The sequence below is a fragment of the Marinicrinis lubricantis genome, from assembly GCF_042658665.1.
In the GTDB taxonomy this organism is placed as follows: Bacteria; Bacillota; Bacilli; order Paenibacillales; family KCTC-33676; genus Marinicrinis; species Marinicrinis lubricantis.
In genome coordinates this window covers 59,081-77,589 of sequence record NZ_JBHSQV010000186.1, presented here as the reverse complement: position 1 = coordinate 77,589, position 18,509 = coordinate 59,081, and the positions used below count along the sequence as shown (strand labels likewise).

Sequence of the window (18,509 nt, the reverse complement as noted above, 5' to 3'; positions counted from 1 at the left end):
AAAAGGATGTTACACTACACTGGTTTATTGTTAGTTCTTTGTTTGTTTTCGTAGTTTCATCAAGTATTGTAGCAGAATCTATTAATGAGGGCGGTGATTATTTAACTGTTAGTGAAGAACAACTAAATCTTTATCTGGAACAAGCAGACTATCCAATGGAATTAATTCAATTATTTGAAACTGACCAAAAGAGACTTATTTACAAAAGTAGAGCACAATATCATTCTCATACCGTAACAAATGCAACTCTAGTTGAGAAAAATAACGATCTTATCATGACTATGGGGGCTTGGGATAACTTTACACATGCAATTACTCTTAGTGAAATAAGTTCCCCAAGAGGTTCCGTTTCATTTTAGTCAATTACAACTGGGATTAGAAATATGAACCAACTAATACTATGACTGATAAATTTGGCTTAGCATGGACGGATGGATTTGACATTGCAGATGGTTCCTCATACTATTCTTATAAAGCTTATGGAGTAGATGAAAACGGAGTAGTAGATGAGAATAATAATCATATGTTGTCAGGTCACCATGAAGCTAGGTTAGGTACTGGTGTTGGTTGGAATGTAAATCTAATTTCCGGGTTTAATCATGGGTGGCTGTTAAAATGAAATTTAAATTTACACTTACTTTATTTATATGTATTTTTGTACTCGTATTCATTATTATTAATTTTACCTCCTTAAAAATCACAACTTCTAGCAAGTATGTGAAAACAATTAACTCAGCAAACTGGAGTCAAGTATATTTTGTAGTGGATGAAAAGTTTCATAACGATTCGTTTATCTTACTCTTAACATATACTGGTGAAGAAAACGTAGAAAATGTGGATATTACATTTAGGACCTTGAAAGGAAATAGGCTAAGTCCAATTTCCTTTCAAGGTCCTGAGGGCTCTAATATAGTCAACATAAACGAAGGTATATTTACTGAATCTTTTCTGTCAACAAAAGAATGGAGCGATATACATTCGATCATCATTAAATGGTCAGATGGCATAGAAACACATGAGGAAATCGTAAAACCTAATTAATATATGTAGGCAATGATCAATACTGTTTTTTGAACAGTCAAAAACTAAATTCTATGCTAACTCCGTAAAATAAACGAATAATTTTTTTCATCAGCAGCTTCATTTATTTCCGTAAAGATGTGAACTTTACCTCCATTGTTAGTCATGTCTAACAATGGAGGTAAAGTTTTTTTGCCTTATTACCGTTTTAGAATTGAAATTACAGGCTACTGATCGGTATCAAAATAGTACTGAAGGTGTCTTTAGCATTGCAAGTTCATTAGGAGTTCATCATGAAGCTTCACGTATGTGGATTAGGCAATACAAATATCACGGCGGAAAACTTTTAAAAAAACTTATTGATCAACCCCATATAATCCATACCACGAAAATAACGATCATCAGCATCTGCAGAACGATTTTCATCACTGTGCTGGACAAGAGCCCGATGAGGGAACCCCAGCCCACCTTGAGTGCGCTGCGAAAATCCGGCTTATGCAGTAACTCCCCCATCACCGCGCCTAGAAAAGGTCCAATCACCAGACCAGCAACGGGAATAACGAACGGCCCGATGAGAATACCGATCGTAGAACCGACGACCGAAGCCCGGCTTCCGCCGTATTTGGTCACACTCTTCGCACTGACCACGTAATCGGCGATGAAGATCGCCACCAGAAATACCGTCTGGATGAACCAAAACCAAAACCCAAACGGATCAAAGCTGATCATAAAGCCATACACAAAAAACGCTGCGTATATCGCGAGTACGCCCGGCAAAATCGGAAAGACCGCCCCTGCCATCCCTACGGCTAACAAAGCAATCACAATGATCCATGCGACAATTTCCAACCGCTTCGCCTCCTATGGCCGCTTACCTCTTAATTTAAGTTCCTTTACTGTCATACGAACGATCAAGGGGACCGTTGCAAAATGAGCCCATTCGCATTTTAATCGAGACTGACAGGTGATGTTATCCCTGCAGCCTAGACCCCTCCTCCGTCGTTCCAAGCATCGTCTTGGAGAAGCGAATCCACTCTCTCGCGGCAAAAGATAAATAGCGGTCTTTCCTCCAGACCATCGCCAGATGCCATGGAATGACTGGCTGTTTCAGCGGAATGATCCGTACCTGTCTCGTGGTCAGCTCCTTGCAGATCGTATTCGGCAATAGAGCAATGCCGAGCTTAGCCGCCGCCATTTCACTAATAAAGTCCCACTGCGAGCTCTTATACATAATATTCGGTTCAAATCCGGTGTTACGGCATTCCTCGATAATGCGGTCGTGCAGCGCGAAGTCCTCCCGAAACAGCAGGAAAGGCTCGTGTTCCAGATCCTTTAACCGGACCTCATCCAGCTCCAGCAGCGGGTGGTCCGCATGGACGACGATCATCAGCTGATCCTCCACGAACGGAATCATATCGAACAGCTCCGGCTTTGTCGGCAGCAGCACCACCCCGATATCCAAATGCCCCGCCTCTACTTCCGCTTCAACCTTCTTGGCCCCGTCCTCGAACAGCTCCAGCTGAATGCCCGGATACTTTTGGCGGAACATTCCCATCATTTTCGGAAAATAACTGGCACCGATCATCGGAGGCAGTCCCATTCGAATGCGGCCGTGCTTCAGTTCAAGCAGATCCCCCAGCTGCACGGTCATGTGCTCAAACGACTGCACCATTCCCTGAGCCTGCTGCAGCAGCACCTCTCCGGCATCGGTCAGCTCCACCCTTTTGCCGACGCGCTCGAAGAGAAGGATGCCTAACTCCTCCTCTAAATTTTTGATCAGCTTGCTGATCGTCGGTTGTGTAATATATAAAGCTTCGGCCGCTTTCGTGAAGCTCTGATGCTTGGCGACCTCTAGAAAGTACTGCAGATGGCGAATATCCAACGGCATGCGCCTCCTTTTCCCGATCCATAGATAAATGGAATGCAAATCATTCTATATATTCATTTTACCTATGAAAATAACTGATGTACACTTTCATTCAGAAAGGAGGCGGTTCTTGTGGTCGCTGCTTATAAATCAACCGTCCAAATCGGTTTGCTTATTGCCATCGCATCGATTTCGAATCTGCTCGCCGAATGGCTCCATCTGCCGATTCCCGGCAGTATTATTGGACTCATCGTTACGTTTATATTACTCAAGATGCACGTTCTTAAACTCGAATGGCTGGAAATGGGCGCCAGCTTTCTGCTGGCTGAGCTGCTGCTTTTCTTTGTTCCTTCCGCCGTTGGCATCATCTCCTACAAGCAGCTGCTGCTGCATGACGGACTCCGCGTCCTCCTCATTGTGGGGATCGGAACCGCTGTTGTCATGATGTCGAGCGGCTTGCTGGCACAAAAATTCGCCGACGTAAAGGAGCGTGAAGGAAAATGATCGCCGGATTCATCAGCTTAACTGCCACACTCGTGGTTTATATTCTGGCAAAACGCGCTTACAGCGCCAAAAAAATGTTCTGGCTTTCACCACTTTTGGTCACGCCTGCGGCTCTCGTCGTTTTGCTGATCTTCACCCACACTTCCTATGAAACGTATAACAGCGGTGGAAAATGGCTGTCGTATATGCTCAGTCCGGCTACCGTCGCGTTCGCGATTCCTTTATACAAGCACTACCCGCTCATCAAAAAACACGCATCTCAAATCTTGATCAGCGTGCTTGCCGGTGCGGCGGTGGCCGCCGTTTCCTCTGCGCTCATGGCATTCGTGCTTCATCTCAATCCGCAAATCGTCTACAGCCTCGTCCCTCGCTCGGTCACCACGCCGATCGCCATGGATGTGTCCGAATGGATCGGCGGCATACCGACGATCACGGCGGTCTTCGTGATTCTGACCGGGATTTTGGGCAGTGCCATCGGGCCCGCCATCATCCGCCTGTTTCGTATTAAGGACGATGTCGCCAGAGGCGTGCTGCTCGGTACGAGCGCCCACGGCGCGGGTACTTCAAAAGCGTTCGAATTCAGTTCCTTGGCGGGCACCGTCTCCAGCGTTTCAATGATTATCGCCGCCTTAGTGACACTTTTTTTGACACCTTCGGTATTCATGATGATCGATCCATTTCTTTGAACATTCATCGCACGGCCAGGCAGGAATGAGAGCTCGCCTGGCTTTTTCATGCACTATGAACCCGGCTGATTTTCACATCATTTCGATCCTTGATGGGTAAGCCTAATCACCTGCATCACATCGATTCTTTGCTTCGTCTCCTCATGTAACAGCCACTTCTCCTTCACATGATCCACAAACAGCACACCGTTCAAATGATCGATTTCATGCTGCATACAGCGAGCCAAATAACCCTCTCCTTCGAGAATGACCGTCTCCCCCTGCCGGTTCCAGGTGCTGATTTTAATACGATCCGCCCTTTGGATTTGGCCGTAATAGCCCGGGAACGACAGACAGGCTTCCGGCCCGATCTGTTCCCCGCTCATCTCTAGAATTTCCGGATTAATCAGCTCGATCAAGCCTTCTCCGCAATCCATAACAATCAGCCTTCGGAGGATCCCGACTTGAGGTGCGGCTAGACCAGCCCTCCCCTCGCTGGCATATAAGGTTTCTCCGAGATCATCGAGGATTTTCTTCGTTCTTTCGTCCACCTTCTCCACCGGCTTTGCCCTTTTACGCAAAATGGGATCTCCGAAGGGCAAAATCTCTTTTACGGTCATCTCTTTAAGCTCCCTTCACCTTGTGAGGCGGTGTGTATACCCACAGATCGTTCGGCGTGCAGTCCAAGGCTGTACATAAAGCATCCAACGTCTCGGCTTTCATCTGCCTAGGCTGCTTAGTTAACAAAGCACTAATCGAGGGCGCGGATAGATGGTAATTCGCCTTCTCCGCCAGCAGTCTGGCTAATTCAGCTCCGGTCCAAATCCCCCGCTCGGCCATGATTTTCCGCAGCATCCATGTTAGCATTCGCTTTACCTCCAAGTATTTTAGTTGTCGACTTATATTTTTAGGTATTGCCTAATATCAACCATTATATTCCTTACTGAGAGATTGCGCAAGGGTCCATATCCCTTTCTTTCCCCATAAAAAAGAGATCCGGTTCTCATCATTTCGCCGCCCCTTTATATTTCGTTGAGCTGATTGAGCTAGTTCATCTAATAGATAAAATGTTCCACTTATTATTGCAAATGCAGCAAAAATAGAGTACATTAAACAAATGGTTTTTATTGAGTTTGCAACAAAAAATATGAACTAAGGAGTTCCAAATGAAGGAAATTCTTCGTGAAATCGGCATGATCGCAAGGGCATTAGACTCCATCAGTAATATCGAATTCAAGCAATATGACCTGACGAAGGGGCAGTATTTGTACCTTGTGCGCATATATGAAAACCCAGGAATCATACAAGAAAAGTTAGCTGAGATGATCAAAGTAGACCGAACGACTGCAGCTCGTGCGATTAAAAAGCTTGAAATGAATGGATTTATTGAAAAGAAAGACGATCCACATAACAAAAAAATCAAAAAGCTCTTTCCAACGGAGAAAGGGCAGCAGGTCTACCCGTTTTTAAAACGAGAGAATGATCATTCCAATCGTTCAGCATTAGAGGGTTTTTCCGAAAGAGAAGCAGACACCCTTTACAATCTTCTTCAAAAAGTAAGAAAAAATATCGAAAGAGATTGGGAATTTGTAAAAAAGGGAAACGAGAGAACGTATTGATTCTATGACAGGAGGCATCATGAAATGACGATCCATATCAAAAAGTGCACCCCCGAAGATTCCCGCAAGCTCCAACAAATGAGTATTGAAACCTTTTATGAAACATTCAAGGATCAAAATTCTCCCGAGCATATGCGGGCCTATTTGGAAAGGGCATTTCACCTGCAACAACTAGAAAAAGAATTATCGAATAAATCTTCGGAGTTTTATTTCATTTATTCCAATGAGGAAATGGCCGGGTATTTAAAGATCAACACCCATGATGCCCAGTCTGAAAAAATGGGTGACGAATCCCTTGAAATCGAGAGAATTTATATCAAGAGCACCTTTCAAAAACAAGGGCTTGGCCAATGTCTGTTAGAGAAAGCGATGGAAATAGCGATAGAACAAAATAAAGAGAAGGTTTGGCTCGGTGTATGGGAAAACAATGAAGCTGCAATTGCCTTTTATAAGAAAATGGGGTTTGTTCAAACCGGAACCCACTCTTTCTATATGGGCGATGAAGAACAGATCGATTGGATCATGACGAAAGCAATTGAATAGCATTTTCCCGGAATGATGCCCATGCCAATTATTAAACATCCGTGATCCCGGGAGCTTTTTGATGATGCGGCAGCGCTCTTTCTATGTCATGTAAACAAAAAAAGGGGGACAAAAACATGTACATTCCTTCGCACTTTCAAATGGATGATATCCAATTCGCTTATGACATGATCCGAGAACATAGCTTCGCAACACTGATTTCACAGCACAACGGAGCACCTTTTGCTACACACTTACCTTTAATGTTGGATAAGGAGAATCAATTCTTGTATGGGCATTTTGCTCGTCCGAATCCGCAGTGGAACGATATTGGCAACCAAATGGTTTTAGCTATTTTTCACGGTCCGCACTGCTATATCTCTCCTTCATGGTATGAAACAAAACAAGCCGTTCCCACTTGGAACTATGTGGCCGTTCATGTATACGGCGAGGTCAGCCTGATGGAGGATGAGAAAGAGTTGATGGATTCCCTGCATGACATGATTTTGAAGTATGAAGCTCCCGATCATCCCTATCGATGGCAAGATGCAGACGCAGACCTTATCGCTGCGCTGAATAAAGGGATCCAAGGATTCAAGATCCAAGATCGAGGGAAAAGCAAAGTTAAGCCAAAACCATTCCATAGAGCGGCAGGAGCTCGTCATCCATCAATTGGAACGGATTCAAAATGAGGATGAACAAAAGATCGCTTCTCTTATGAAACAAAATCTAAAAAGATAACGTTATTTAACGAACCATGAGGATAAGCCGAACAGCCCCTTACTCGCGCCCCCGAAAAAAGGGAGACACGATCTAACATCGGAGGAGCCGTTCATACAAGGCCGTTACAAAGTCAAGGACACGGCTGCAGCTCGTCCAGCCGAACGATGCGGCTGCACAGTCTCTTCAGCAGATGCGGGTCGTGGCTGATGACCAGCACGCCCATCTGACGCTGCTCCGCGATGTGCAGCACCGCCTGCCAAATTTGCGCCTGCGTAATGGCGTCTAGCATCGTCGTCATCTCGTCGGCGATGAGAAACTGGGTCGAGGGCAGCAGCGCCCTCGCGACACAGATGCGCTGCAGCTCGCCGCCCGACAGCTCGCTCGGCCAGCGGGTTAGCCAATCTGGCTCGATGCCGAGCTGCCGCAGCAGCTCCGAATCAGGATCGCCGCCTTCGCGCAGCGTGTCGCCTGATTTCCAGAGCGGGTTGACCGCCTGCTCCGGATGCTGAAATACGAGCTGAACTGGATGTGCGCCGTCCCCGCTTTCCTGCAGCGGTCTTCCATCCAGCCGAACCGATCCTTGAGCGGGCTGCTCGTAGCCAGCTAAAATACGGGCAAGTGTTGTCTTTCCGCCGCCGCTTGCGCCGGACAGTCCGACAATTTCGCCCGATGAGATGCTGAAGCTCACATCCCCGAGGATCCACGGCTCACGGCCGTAGCGAAAGCTGATCTTCTCCGCTTCAAGTCGCATGAATGCACCTCACTCTCCCGCCGCGAACGGCTCGCTGCTCCGGCAGCTCCTGCGCGCACGCTGCCGTCGCGTGGCTGCAGCGCGGCGCGAACAGGCAGCCCGGCGGCAGAGCCCGCGGGGTCGGCTGCGTGCCGGCCAGCGGCGCGAAGTCGTTCTGCGGCAGCGCTCGCCACAGCGCGCGGCTGTACGGGTGCCGCAGCGCCTCGCCGCTGCCGGCAAAGTCAGCCGCGGGCGCCTGCTCGACGGACGTGCCCGCGTACAGCACGGCGACCTGGTCGGCGACCTGCAGCGCCGCTTCCAGATCGTGCGTGATGAGCAGCACCGCGCTGCCATCCTCCTTCAGCTCGCGCAGCCAGCGCAGCGTCTCCTCGATCGCCGCAGGGTCCAGGCCCGGCGTCGGCTCGTCGGCAATGACCAGCCGCGCCTTGCTGACGACGGCGGTCGAGACGAGCACCCGCCGCGCCATACCGCCGGACAGCTGGAAGGGGTACAGCTTCTCCGCCTGCCGCGGCAATCGGTACTGTTCAAAGACGCGACGCTGCTCCTCGGCTGGCTTGCCCTCCCGCACCGCAAGCCGTACGTGCCTGCCTGCCTTCATGAGCGGGTCCAAATAGCTGACCGATTGCGGGATAAAGGCGATCTCCTTGCCTCGCAGAACAGACTGAAGGCTCGGGGTCAGCCGCTGACCGTCATACTTCATCTCGCCTGTCACCTTGGCGTTTTGCGGCAAAATACCGAGGATCGCATGCGCAAGCAGGCTTTTGCCCGATCCGCTCGATCCGACGACCGCTGTAATCTCTCCTTCATTCATCGTCAGCTCCAGCCGATGAATGACCTTAAGCGTCTCCTGCCTCAATCCTTTCCCATATTGCTCGAACGCAATCGATAACTGCTTCACCTCTAAGATCGGCACCCTTTCACCCCCTCATTACCGCTTAACAGATGCTTGATTAAAGCTGTTCGTTTGTCATTCCTATCGTTCATACGATTCATTCCAAACGCTCATGCTTTGGATCCATCAGACGTCGTACATTTTCTCCCATACGGTCAAAGAGCATCACCATCATGACCAGACTCATCCCCGGAAAGAAAGCAAGCCACCACATCCCGATCGATAAGTAGCGCATCGACTCCGACAAAATAATACCGATCGCCGGCTGATGCGGTGAAAGCCCCATCCCTAGAAACGTAATCGCCGCTTCATGCAGGATGGCATGCGGAAAGATCAGCAGCAGTCCAATCCAGCACTGCGGCAGCACATGCGGTACCATATGCTTCATCGCTATCCACCACTTGTTTTTGCCCAGCTTGCGAGAGACATGCACATAATGGGCCGATCTGAGCTGCAGCACCTCCGCGCGAATCACTCGGGCCAGACTGGGCCAATGTGTGAAAGCGATGCCGATGACGACTCCCCTCACGCCGCCGCCCATCACAAATGCAATCAGAATGAGCGTGATCAGATGAGGCACGCTCAGGAACAAATCAATTAACCACGTGATCAGACGGTCAACGGTTCGTCCCATCACTGCCGCAGCAAGGCCTAGGGCGAAGGCAATTCCGACACTGCACAGTGCGGCGGTCAGGCCGACGCCCAGACTTAAGGTCAAGCCTCTCAGCGTTCGCGCCAGCATATCTCGGCCCAGCCAATCCGTACCGAAAGGATGCTCCCATGAGGGCGGTGCATTGCGCAGCTCTAAATTCGAATTCAGCTGCTGATCGCTCACCATAAGCAGGCTGCCCAGCACCGTGAACAGCAGCAGTCCCGCCGTCAGCCCGATCCACAGCAGCGTTCGCCGCCTCAAATTCAAGAAAGCGGGGGCTCGGCGAACAGACTCTATCTCGCGATGACGGCCGATCATACAGCGCGCCCCCTTTCTCTCATCCGTGGATCGATCAGCTTATAGACCAATTCCGCGATCGTATTGCCGGCGAACACGAATACCGCGCTGAACAGCACAATGCCGAGCAGCAGCGGAACATCGCCGCGCAGACCTGCCTGAACCGCGGCTTCGCCAAGTCCCGGATAGGAGAATACCTGCTCCGCCAGCACGGCACCCCCGAACAGCTCGCTGAATGACGCAAACTGCAGCGTCAGTGCCGGCAGCGCCGTATTGCGCAAGCCGTGACGCCAAAACAGCCGAATCCCGCGCTCTCCCCGCGCTCTGGCGAACAGCACGTAATCACTGCCAAGCACGTCGATGAGCTTCTGCCGCGTATGCAGCGCCACACTGGAGATGCCGACGATACTGAGCGTGAGAGCCGGCAGTATCATATGGTGAATACGGTCCATAAGCGTCACATCCTGCGCAAGCACGCCGGCTGGAACACCCATGCCGACCGGAAACCAACCCAGCCAAACGGCAAACACCATCATCAGCAGCAGTCCAATCCAGAACGCCGGCGTTGAAGCCAATATATAGCAGTAGGAGCGGATGATGCGATCTAACCAGCGGTTGCGGTGCATCGCTGCTAAAGCCCCCGCTGCAAAGCCGATGAACCCGGAGAACAGCCATGCCGCACCCATCAGCGCCGCCGAATTCATAAACCGTTCCCCAATCACATCCGCGACCGGACGGCGGTAGATCATCGACGTGCCGAGATCTCCCTGCAGCAGCGACGAGCTCCACTGCCCAAACTGCTGCAGCAGCGGCTTGTCGAGTCCCCAGTAGGCTTCAATCGCCTCTCTCTGCTCTGGACCAAGCCGCACCATATCTGCTCCCACATAAGCCTGGACCGGATCGATGGGAGAGCTTCGAACAAGCAGAAACGATATGATACTGACAGCGGTCAGCAGCAGTACCAGCCGCACCGTCTTTTGAATGAAAAACAACCCTGCACTTCGTAACATGAATCCCCGTCCTCGTCTGCTACTCGTTCCATTTCCAATCTACCACATTATCGGTGACAGGCCAGCCGTGGCCGTGCGGATGAATACGCTGCTTTCCAATATCCAGCTTTTCATTCACTACATACAGATGATCGATATTGACCAGCCATGCCCATGGGGCATCGCCCCTCGCGCTGAGTCCCGTCTCACCGTCCCACTGCGCGTTCTTCCAATGCTGCATCGCTTGTTCTGCATTCACCGCCTTCATCGCCGCATCCAAGTAAGCATCCACCTTGTCATTCTTGTAATAACCTGGATTGAACAGCTCTATGCCGATCTTTTCGCTGTGGTACAAATTGTACATTTCAAGCGGATCATGGCTGCCCCAGCCAAACATAACCGCATTCGCGTGCATCTGCTTGCGCAGCTCATCCCAGCTTTTGCCTTCCACCTGAATCTGTATACCGATCGGTACCATCATATCTGCAGCGGCAATGGCCAGCGATTGGCGGGTCAAGTCGCCTGCGGGATAAAGAAGCGTAAATTCCGCCTTCAAGCCGTTCTTCTCACGCACACCGTCCCCATCCGCATCTGTCCATCCGGCCGCCTCAAGCAACGCTGCCGCCGCCTCTGGATCCCCGTCCTCGATGATCGAATCCGGGTTCCACCAAGGCAGGCCGTCATTCACTGTAAACGCAGGTGTACCGTAGCCCTCCAATACGCCATCTACGAGCGCCTGCCGATCCACCGCGATATTGATCGCTTGGCGAATCGCCAGATCCGCCGTCACATCGTTTCCAACGGGCTCGCCTTGTTCATTCTCCCCGCCAGCCGGAACGACCGGGAACATGATGCCTCGGTTGTCCACACTGTGTACGTTTTCTAGGCGCATTCCAGACACCTGCTGCCTACTGAACGCGGCTGGAATATATGCAATATCGACGTCCCCCGCCTTTGCGGCAGCGAACGCCGCATCCTCATTCATAAATAGAAAGGTGAGTCTTTGAAAAAAAGGCTTTTCCCCATAATACAGCGGATTCGCTTCAACGATCAGCTGCTGCCCTTGATCCCACTGCAGCAGTCGGTAGGGTCCAGAACCGATCGGTCGTTCCGCATAATCCTCTCCATAGGCATGTTTGGGCACAATGCCTGTCGTAATCAATACATCCAAAAAAGTCGACTGCGCCTGCTTCAATGTGAATCGAACCGTATCGTTATCTACGGCCTCGACCTGCTGCAAATTTTGCAAATCCAATACCGATCCGCTGCTTGCAGCCGTTTCGAACGTAAACTGGACATCCTCCGCGGTTAACGGCTCCCCGTCGGAAAACTGAACGCCCTGCCGAAGCTCCACCGTCCAAACCTTCCCGTCCGAACTTACTTCATAAGTCTCCGCTAAATCATTCACGACGTTTAAATCATCATCTCGCTTCAAGAGCGTACTCTGAAACAATGGAGAACCGTACCGTCCCCATCCCGTCGTCGGGTCGAATCCCATTTCCGGCTCCGTTCCCACCGCTAAAATCAGCTCATCTCTTGTGACGTCGCTTCCCGCAGACTGCGGATTACCGGACTCGCTTGAGCAGCCCGCTGCCGCTATAAGTGCAATACACAGCGCCATCAAAGCCAACGCCATCCACCGTTTCCTTGTTCTCCACACGTTTGTACCCTCTCCATCTCTATCCATCTTTCTGTTCCCTATATGTATTCCATACAGCAAGGGCTCTCCCCTGCCGCGCATGTCGCGCTTTGAGGCGAGAACCCTGGAGCTGCTTTTCAGTTTGTTAGAATCCGAAATACGCCTTGGCATTATCGTAAGAAATATCCTGCACAATACGTCCAAGCAGTTCACGGTCGTCCGGGAATTCACCGTTTTCTACCCATTCGCCGATCAAGCTGCACAGAATTCTTCGGAAATATTCATGCCGCGTGTAGGATAAGAAACTGCGGGAATCCGTCAGCATGCCGACGAAGCGGCCGAGCAGCCCAATATCCGCCAGCGCCTTCATTTGCGCGATCATGCCTTCCTTCGTATCGTTAAACCACCAAGCCGAGCCGAATTGAATCTTGCCCGGAATGCCCCCGCCTTGGAAGCTTCCGACCAGTGCGGCAATGGTGTGGTTCTGCGTCGGGTTGAGCGAGTATAAAATGGTCTTCGGCAGATGATTGTCCTGCTCGAGTGCTGCAAGCAGTCGGCACAGCGGAATGGAGATTGCGCTGTCGTTCATCGAATCAAAGCCGGTATCCGGGCCGAGCTTTTCGAACATCCGCGGATTGTTGTTGCGGGAAGCATTCATGTGATACTGCATCGCCCATCCCAGCTCCGCATACAGCTTGCCGAGGAACACCAGCGTATAGGTTTTGTACTTCATTTCGTCTTCATGGCTGACCTTCTGACCGTTCAGCGCCTTTTGGAATATCGCGGCGGCTTCTTCTTTCGTCGCTTCCGCATACGGTACATAATCTAAGGCATGATCCGAAACGCGGCCTCCGACCTCATGGAAAAAGCGGACACGCGCTTCCAATGCAGACAAAAATCCGTCATAGCTGTCCACTGCCTGACCGGATACTTGACTCAGCTTTTCCACCCAGGCGGTAAAGCCTTCACGATTCAGTTCCAGCCCCTTATCTGGACGGAAGGAAGGCAGCACCTTCGTTTCAAAGGAGGCATCCTCCTTCAGCTTAAGGTGATATTCCAAGGAATCGGTCGGGTCATCGGTCGTGCAGATGACCTTCACCTTCGACTTGGTGATCAAGTCCCGGGCTCCAAATCCGCCTTCAGCCAGTTGAGCGTTTACATTTTCCCAAATGGCAGGCGCGTTCTTCTCATTAATGATGTCCGTAATTCCAAAATAGCGCTGCAGCTCGAGATGGGACCAATGGTACAATGGGTTTCCAATCGCGCTTGGAAGCGCTCTCGCATATGCCATGAACTTATCATAATCGCTGGCATCGCCTGTGACGCAGCGTTCATCCACACCGTTTGCCCGCATCACTCTCCACTTGTAATGGTCGCCATACAGCCAAACTTCTGTAATCGTACGGTACGACTTGTTTTCGTAAATCTCCTGAGGACTTAAATGACAGTGATAGTCGATGATCGGCAAATCCTTGGCAACATCATGGTACAGACTTCTTGCCGTTTCGTTCGTGAGCAGAAAGTTTTCATCCATAAACTTCTTCATCGCTTTAACACCCCGCCCTAAAATATTTAAAATAAAAGCCTAACATAAGCGTACTCTGCCTAAATCAAAAATACAATCAAAAATGTTCACGTGAACATTAAAAAAAATTATAATGATATGATTATTTGATCAATTTATTTGATTGAATTTTCTTTCACCTCGAGCCATCGCCGTGAATACGATGCAGAGATGCGAACTTCGACGTATTGAGAACCATTGACTCCATGTCATGAAAAAGGGATCATCGTTCATATACTGTAGGACGAGACTGCTTCTTACCCTAATCGCAGCATCTGAAAGGGGGATGACTGGCTTATGCAGTGACTCGCGTCCTAGCCTTTTGCTATTTTTTTGTATTGAACCGATGTATGGTATACTTAATGACAATAACTTTAGGGGGTGGGCTTATGTTTGAAATAGGCGACAAGATTTTTTATCCGATGCATGGCGCAGGTATCGTAGAGGCCATTGAGGAGAAGGAAATACTTGGTGAAAAGCAGCTCTATTACATTTTGCAAATGCCTTTAAATAACATGCAGGTTATGATCCCTAAGGCCAAAATATCCAATTTAAACATTCGTGGACTGGTTGATTCAGAGACGATGGATACGGCATTAGCCTCTTTTCAAAATGAACGCCCTGAGGAGCCTGCAGTGATCCCAAGCCAACGGTATCGCCATCTGATGAACAAGCTCAAATCCGGCGATATTTTTGAAGGGGTCGATGTCATTCGTGATTTGACCCAGTTAAGTCGGGAAAAGACGCTTGGCAACGAGGACCGTTCCATGCTGGACAACGCGCAGCAGCTGCTCATCAGCGAGCTTGTGCTATCCCGCGACATTGAACAGGAACGAGCGGAGCAGCTGCTCAGTCAGGCGCTGCAAAAACAAGCCTGAGCTTTTGAATTGGTGATTTAGCGATCGAGTATTCATCATGTGACGACAGATAAAGAGGCTTAAGGCAGATGCACATTCGTGTTCATCTGCCTTAAGCCTCTCTTATTTCCCGGGGCGTTCCTATAGTCCATTTGCAGACATAGCTGCTTCGCTGTCATACAGCGGACCGCCCTCTTTTGTATTGACTTTGGACCAGCTGATAATACGCGCCCTGCTGCTTCAGCAGCGACTGATGCGTACCTTTTTCGATGATCCGGCCGTCCTCCAGTACCAAAATCTGATCAGCGTTTTGAATCGTGTTCAAGCGGTGCGCGATGACAATGCTCGTTCTCCCTTTCATCAATACCGTCAACGCTTCTTGAATTTTCATTTCCGTAATCGTATCAATGCTGCTCGTCGCTTCATCCAAAATTAGAATCGACGGATCGGCCAAGATCGCCCTCGCGACCGACAGCAGCTGTTTCTGTCCCTGACTAATGCCGCTTCCGTCTTGGCTCAGCACCGTATCATACTGCATCGGCAGCTTCATGATGAAGGAATGGGCATTCGCCAGCTTCGCCGCATGTTCAATCTCCTCGTCCGTCGCATCCAGCCGCCCGTAGCGGATATTATCGCGAATTGTACCTTGGAACAGAAAGACATCCTGCAGCACAAACCCCATCTGCTGGCGCAAACTGCTGCGCCTGATCTTACGAATATCAATGCCGTCCACTAGAATCGTTCCTTCATTGGGGTCAAAGAATCGGGAGAGCAGCTGAACAATCGTCGACTTACCGGCACCGGTAGGTCCGACCAAGGCAATCGTTTCTCCCGGCATCGCCCTGAAATGAATACCGCTTAATATCGATTGGCCAGGTTCATAACCAAAGGAAACATGGCGGTATTCGATTTCCCCTCGGATGGCCCCCGGATCACCGGCAGCATCCTCATCACTGCTTTCTTCTTTCTCTTCTAACACTTCAAACACCCGTTCAGCTCCAGCGATTGCCGATAGGAATGTATTCCATTGGTTGGCCAAATCATTAAGCGGACGTGTGAACTGTCTGGCATATTCAGCGAACGTCACGATAATCCCAATAGAGACGTACCCTTCGAGCACCAATAGTGCACCAGCGCCGGCAATGACCGCGAAGCTTAAGTTATTCAGCATATTCATCAGCTTCGGTATAAAGCCGGAATACGTCTGCGCCCAATATCCTGCTGCCTTCAGCTGTTCATTCTTTGCATGAAATTCTGCAATCACATCCTGCTCCCTGGAATAAGCCTTGACGATTTTTTGTCCCGAAAGCGTCTCCTCTACATAGCCGTTCAGCTCCCCCAAATGGCGCTGCTGTGCCTTGAAATACTTGCCGGTCCGGTTTGTAATCCAGCGCATACCCAAGAACATCGCTGGTACGATCGAGAGCGTCAGCAGGGTAAGCAGAGGACTCAGCCACAGCATGAGACTGATCATTCCGATAAAGGTGATGATGCTCGAGAAAATTTGAATGAAAGAGCTATTCAGCGTTTGACTCACATTTTCAATATCACTCGTCGCGCGGCTCATGAGTTCGCCGTGCTGACGCTTCATAAAATAAGCGATCGGAAGCTTGTGAAGCTGCTCGAACAGCCTGCCGCGCATCGTGAAGACCACTTGCTGCGCCACCTTGATCATGCCGATGTTGTGAATCCAAGTGGCAGATGCATGAAGCACATAAACTCCGGCTAATGCAGCGATGAACCACAACACGCTGCGTTCCTCATTCAGATGGTCGATCGCCGCACCCAGCAAATAAGGCGCCAGCAGCCCCAATATCGAGCTTACGACCACCATGCTCAGAATAAGCGCAAGTTTGCCTTTATGGGGGGACATCAATTGCCACAGCTTCTTAAGCGTCTCCGCTCCATTCTTGACCGTAGGCCGCTTCTTCTGGGTCTCCTTCTTTAGTAGGGGAGACCCTTGTTTATCCTGTCCACGTTTAATCTGCAGTTCTGACATGAGTCACCGCCTCCTCTCCCGACTGAGAACGGCTGATGGCTTGGTACAGCGGCGAGGCGCTGAGCAGCTGTTCATGCCGGCCCTGCGCGATAAGCCTGCCTTCTTCGAGCAGAAGCACATGATCCGCACTCCTAGCGGTGCTGATCTTCTGTGTAATGATCATCGTCGTACACGACAGCCTGTGTATCGCCTGAAGCAGCGCTGCTTCCGTCTTTAAATCCAAGGCGCTCGTGCTGTCGTCGAGCAGGAGCAGCTTCGGCTTGCGGATGAGCGCCCGGGCGATGGTCAGACGCTGTTTCTGACCGCCCGACAGATTGACTCCTTTTTGTCCTAATACCGTTTCATACTGCTGCGGCAGCTTCATGATCGTATCATGGATTTGGGCGTTTTTCGCTGCCCAGACGATCTCCTCGGGAGATGCATCTTCTTTGCCCCACAATATATTCTCTCGGATCGTGCCGGAGAACAGCACCGCCTGTTGCGGGACGTATCCGATACAGCGGCGGAGCTCTTCCTCCTCCAAGCTGCGAATATCGCACCCATCTATAAGGATCCTGCCGCTTGCGGGCTCATACAGCCGAGGGATCAGCTGAAACATCGATGATTTCCCCGAGCCAGTCGCTCCTAGTACGGCCACCATCGTCCCAGCCTTCGCTTGGAAGGAAACGGACTGCAGCACAGGAACTGTCGTCTCAGGATACGTGAAGCTGACACGCTCAAATACCACTTCTCCTGTCGATATATTGGTATTCTCGGCTTCTGTTCCCGTCCCTGACGCTGGCATCGGCTGCTGCTCCGCATCCAGCACCTCGGATATTCGCTCCGCAGATGCTCTCGCTCGTGACAGAGTCGTAAAGATCATCGACAGTGCCGTTAAAGACCCCGCCATGCGCGTCGCGTAATTAACAACGGCAACGACGTCCCCTACTTCAATACGACTGGCCATGATGTGCTCGTGACCTAGCCATACGATGAACAGCACGCTGACATTCATCAGCAGCATGACGACCGGAATCGTCAGCTCCATCAAGCGCAGTGCAGATACGGTCTTGTCTCGCAGCTGCTCATTCGATTTGGAGAACCGATGGATCTCGTGTGCGCCGCGAACGAACGACTTAATCAGCCGCATCCCCATCAAGTTTTCCCGCAGCACTCCATTCGTGTGATCCAGCCTTTCCTGTACGGTGCGGAAGCGTCCGAGTCCCTTTTTCAGCATTTGAAACAAAAAAAGAACTAACACCGGCATAATGAGCGCAAGTATAAGCGCCAAGCTGAAATCAACCCACAAGGCCATCACAAGGCCGCCCAGCAAAAACAACGGGGCCCGCATCATAATCCGCAGACCCATAAAAATCATATTTTGCACCTGTGTGACGTCATTCGTAATGCGAGTAATTAAAGACGAGGTCTGAAATCTGCCGTAAGTTGCATAATTGAAAGATTGGACCGTCCCAAACAGTTTCTGCCTGACATCAAACCCGAATCCCTGACTGACATGAGCAGCAAAAAAAGAGTTCACAATCCCTGACGCGAAACCAATCAGCGCCAATAAAACCATGACCGCTCCCCATACGAATATGACAGAATGGTCGCGGTTCATCACCCCATCATTAATAATTTTCGCCATCAGCAAAGGATGAAGAAGTTCCACGAACAATTCCGCAAGCATCAGGAACAAGGCGACGAGTGCCGACCTGCGGTAAGGCTTGATGTAAGACAATACCTTAAGCAATGGCTCCGCCTCCGTTTCTAAACAATCTAGTCCTCCATAGTATAACTGAAATTGCCTGTTATGGGGTGCATTTTCTTGTAAGCGCATTCCATTTTTAGTCTAATGACCCCAATCAGGAGGATAGTTTACTTCATTCGTATCGAATCTGGACCAGATCAACATACTAATTCCAAATGTTTTGTGCACAGCCCTTTGTATCGTAATACATATCCTTCAT

Annotated in this window: 20 protein-coding genes and 1 pseudogene; 9 read left to right on the top strand and 12 right to left on the bottom strand. The window is 50.2% G+C overall.

From position 1 onward, the window contains the following. Window positions 1-38 precede the first annotated feature (38 nt). The 3 genes from ACFPXP_RS21605 to ACFPXP_RS21595 are packed head-to-tail and all read left to right on the top strand — an operon-like array spanning window position 39 to window position 1,041. Window positions 39-359: a hypothetical protein gene (locus ACFPXP_RS21605; RefSeq protein ID WP_379896553.1), complete on the top strand. Its 321-nt coding sequence runs from the start codon at window positions 39-41 to the stop codon at window positions 357-359. Window positions 360-400: 41 nt separating this feature from the next. Next, window positions 401-619 (top strand): hypothetical protein, encoded by a 219-nt coding sequence (locus tag ACFPXP_RS21600; RefSeq protein ID WP_379896552.1) that lies wholly within the window; start codon window positions 401-403, stop codon window positions 617-619. Continuing rightward, on the top strand, window positions 616-1,041 hold the full coding sequence (locus ACFPXP_RS21595; protein WP_379896551.1) for a hypothetical protein: 426 nt from the start codon (window positions 616-618) through the stop codon (window positions 1,039-1,041). Before ACFPXP_RS21600 ends, ACFPXP_RS21595 begins: the two co-directional genes overlap by 4 nt. A 342-nt stretch (window positions 1,042-1,383) precedes the next feature. Here ACFPXP_RS21595 and ACFPXP_RS21590 read toward each other — a convergent pair whose 3' ends face one another. Next, window positions 1,384-1,869 carry a DUF456 domain-containing protein gene (locus ACFPXP_RS21590; RefSeq protein WP_379896550.1) on the bottom strand — a complete coding sequence of 162 codons (486 nt, stop codon included), beginning with the start codon at window positions 1,867-1,869 and terminating at the stop codon, window positions 1,384-1,386. 121 nt (window positions 1,870-1,990) lie between these two features. Continuing rightward, on the bottom strand, window positions 1,991-2,902 hold the full coding sequence (gene cidR / locus ACFPXP_RS21585; protein WP_379896549.1) for a cidABC operon transcriptional activator CidR: 912 nt from the start codon (window positions 2,900-2,902) through the stop codon (window positions 1,991-1,993). 117 nt (window positions 2,903-3,019) lie between these two features. On the opposite strand from cidR, the gene ACFPXP_RS21580 reads away from it, so the two are divergent. Beyond that, window positions 3,020-3,391: a CidA/LrgA family holin-like protein gene (locus ACFPXP_RS21580; RefSeq protein WP_379896548.1), complete on the top strand. Its 372-nt coding sequence runs from the start codon at window positions 3,020-3,022 to the stop codon at window positions 3,389-3,391. Next, a complete protein-coding gene (locus ACFPXP_RS21575; protein WP_379896547.1) occupies window positions 3,388-4,077 on the top strand; it encodes a CidB/LrgB family autolysis modulator in 690 nt (229 codons plus the stop codon). The genes ACFPXP_RS21580 and ACFPXP_RS21575 overlap by 4 nt, the downstream gene beginning before the upstream one ends. Window positions 4,078-4,154: 77 nt before the next feature. Here ACFPXP_RS21575 and def read toward each other — a convergent pair whose 3' ends face one another. Continuing rightward, entirely contained in the window at window positions 4,155-4,676 is a 522-nt protein-coding gene (gene def / locus ACFPXP_RS21570; RefSeq protein ID WP_379896545.1) for a peptide deformylase, read from the bottom strand. A 4-nt stretch (window positions 4,677-4,680) separates the two neighbouring features. Beyond that, window positions 4,681-4,923, bottom strand: a complete 243-nt coding sequence (locus ACFPXP_RS21565; RefSeq protein WP_379896544.1) for a helix-turn-helix domain-containing protein — start codon at window positions 4,921-4,923, stop codon at window positions 4,681-4,683. A gap of 299 nt (window positions 4,924-5,222) precedes the next feature. Between ACFPXP_RS21565 and ACFPXP_RS21560 the strand changes: the two genes are divergently transcribed. From ACFPXP_RS21560 to ACFPXP_RS21550, 3 genes and pseudogenes are all read left to right on the top strand, one after another. Further along, a complete protein-coding gene (locus ACFPXP_RS21560) occupies window positions 5,223-5,675 on the top strand; it encodes a MarR family winged helix-turn-helix transcriptional regulator (protein ID WP_379896542.1) in 453 nt (150 codons plus the stop codon). Window positions 5,676-5,699: 24 nt separating this feature from the next. Then, the gene (locus tag ACFPXP_RS21555; protein ID WP_379896539.1) at window positions 5,700-6,218 is read left to right on the top strand and encodes a GNAT family N-acetyltransferase; all 519 of its coding nucleotides are present in this window, start codon (window positions 5,700-5,702) and stop codon (window positions 6,216-6,218) included. 116 nt (window positions 6,219-6,334) lie between these two features. Further along, window positions 6,335-6,938, top strand: a pseudogene (locus tag ACFPXP_RS21550) (FMN-binding negative transcriptional regulator). Window positions 6,939-7,050: 112 nt separating this feature from the next. Here the strand turns inward: ACFPXP_RS21550 and ACFPXP_RS21545 are convergent. The 6 genes from ACFPXP_RS21545 to uxaC all read right to left on the bottom strand — a co-directional run bounded on the left by ACFPXP_RS21545 (window position 7,051) and on the right by uxaC (window position 13,686). Next, window positions 7,051-7,671, bottom strand: a complete 621-nt coding sequence (locus ACFPXP_RS21545) for an ABC transporter ATP-binding protein (protein WP_379896537.1) — start codon at window positions 7,669-7,671, stop codon at window positions 7,051-7,053. Further along, the gene (locus ACFPXP_RS21540; protein ID WP_379896536.1) at window positions 7,661-8,584 is read right to left on the bottom strand and encodes an ABC transporter ATP-binding protein; all 924 of its coding nucleotides are present in this window, start codon (window positions 8,582-8,584) and stop codon (window positions 7,661-7,663) included. Before ACFPXP_RS21540 ends, ACFPXP_RS21545 begins: the two co-directional genes overlap by 11 nt. A 76-nt stretch (window positions 8,585-8,660) precedes the next feature. Next, entirely contained in the window at window positions 8,661-9,533 is an 873-nt protein-coding gene (locus tag ACFPXP_RS21535; RefSeq protein WP_379896535.1) for an ABC transporter permease, read from the bottom strand. After that, window positions 9,530-10,522: an ABC transporter permease gene (locus ACFPXP_RS21530; RefSeq protein ID WP_379896534.1), complete on the bottom strand. Its 993-nt coding sequence runs from the start codon at window positions 10,520-10,522 to the stop codon at window positions 9,530-9,532. The genes ACFPXP_RS21535 and ACFPXP_RS21530 overlap by 4 nt, the downstream gene beginning before the upstream one ends. 19 nt (window positions 10,523-10,541) lie before the next feature. After that, a complete protein-coding gene (locus ACFPXP_RS21525; RefSeq protein WP_379896644.1) occupies window positions 10,542-12,137 on the bottom strand; it encodes an ABC transporter substrate-binding protein in 1,596 nt (531 codons plus the stop codon). 148 nt (window positions 12,138-12,285) lie between these two features. Then, window positions 12,286-13,686: a glucuronate isomerase gene (uxaC, locus tag ACFPXP_RS21520; protein ID WP_379896532.1), complete on the bottom strand. Its 1,401-nt coding sequence runs from the start codon at window positions 13,684-13,686 to the stop codon at window positions 12,286-12,288. Window positions 13,687-14,093: 407 nt separating this feature from the next. Between uxaC and ACFPXP_RS21515 the strand changes: the two genes are divergently transcribed. Beyond that, window positions 14,094-14,582 carry a CarD family transcriptional regulator gene (locus ACFPXP_RS21515; RefSeq protein WP_379896531.1) on the top strand — a complete coding sequence of 163 codons (489 nt, stop codon included), beginning with the start codon at window positions 14,094-14,096 and terminating at the stop codon, window positions 14,580-14,582. Window positions 14,583-14,736: 154 nt separating this feature from the next. Here ACFPXP_RS21515 and ACFPXP_RS21510 read toward each other — a convergent pair whose 3' ends face one another. Together ACFPXP_RS21510 and ACFPXP_RS21505 are read right to left on the bottom strand one after the other, a co-directional pair. Continuing rightward, window positions 14,737-16,560 (bottom strand): ABC transporter ATP-binding protein, encoded by a 1,824-nt coding sequence (locus tag ACFPXP_RS21510; protein WP_379896530.1) that lies wholly within the window; start codon window positions 16,558-16,560, stop codon window positions 14,737-14,739. Then, window positions 16,541-18,292: an ABC transporter ATP-binding protein gene (locus tag ACFPXP_RS21505; RefSeq protein ID WP_379896529.1), complete on the bottom strand. Its 1,752-nt coding sequence runs from the start codon at window positions 18,290-18,292 to the stop codon at window positions 16,541-16,543. The genes ACFPXP_RS21510 and ACFPXP_RS21505 overlap by 20 nt, the downstream gene beginning before the upstream one ends. Window positions 18,293-18,509: the final 217 nt, after the last annotated feature.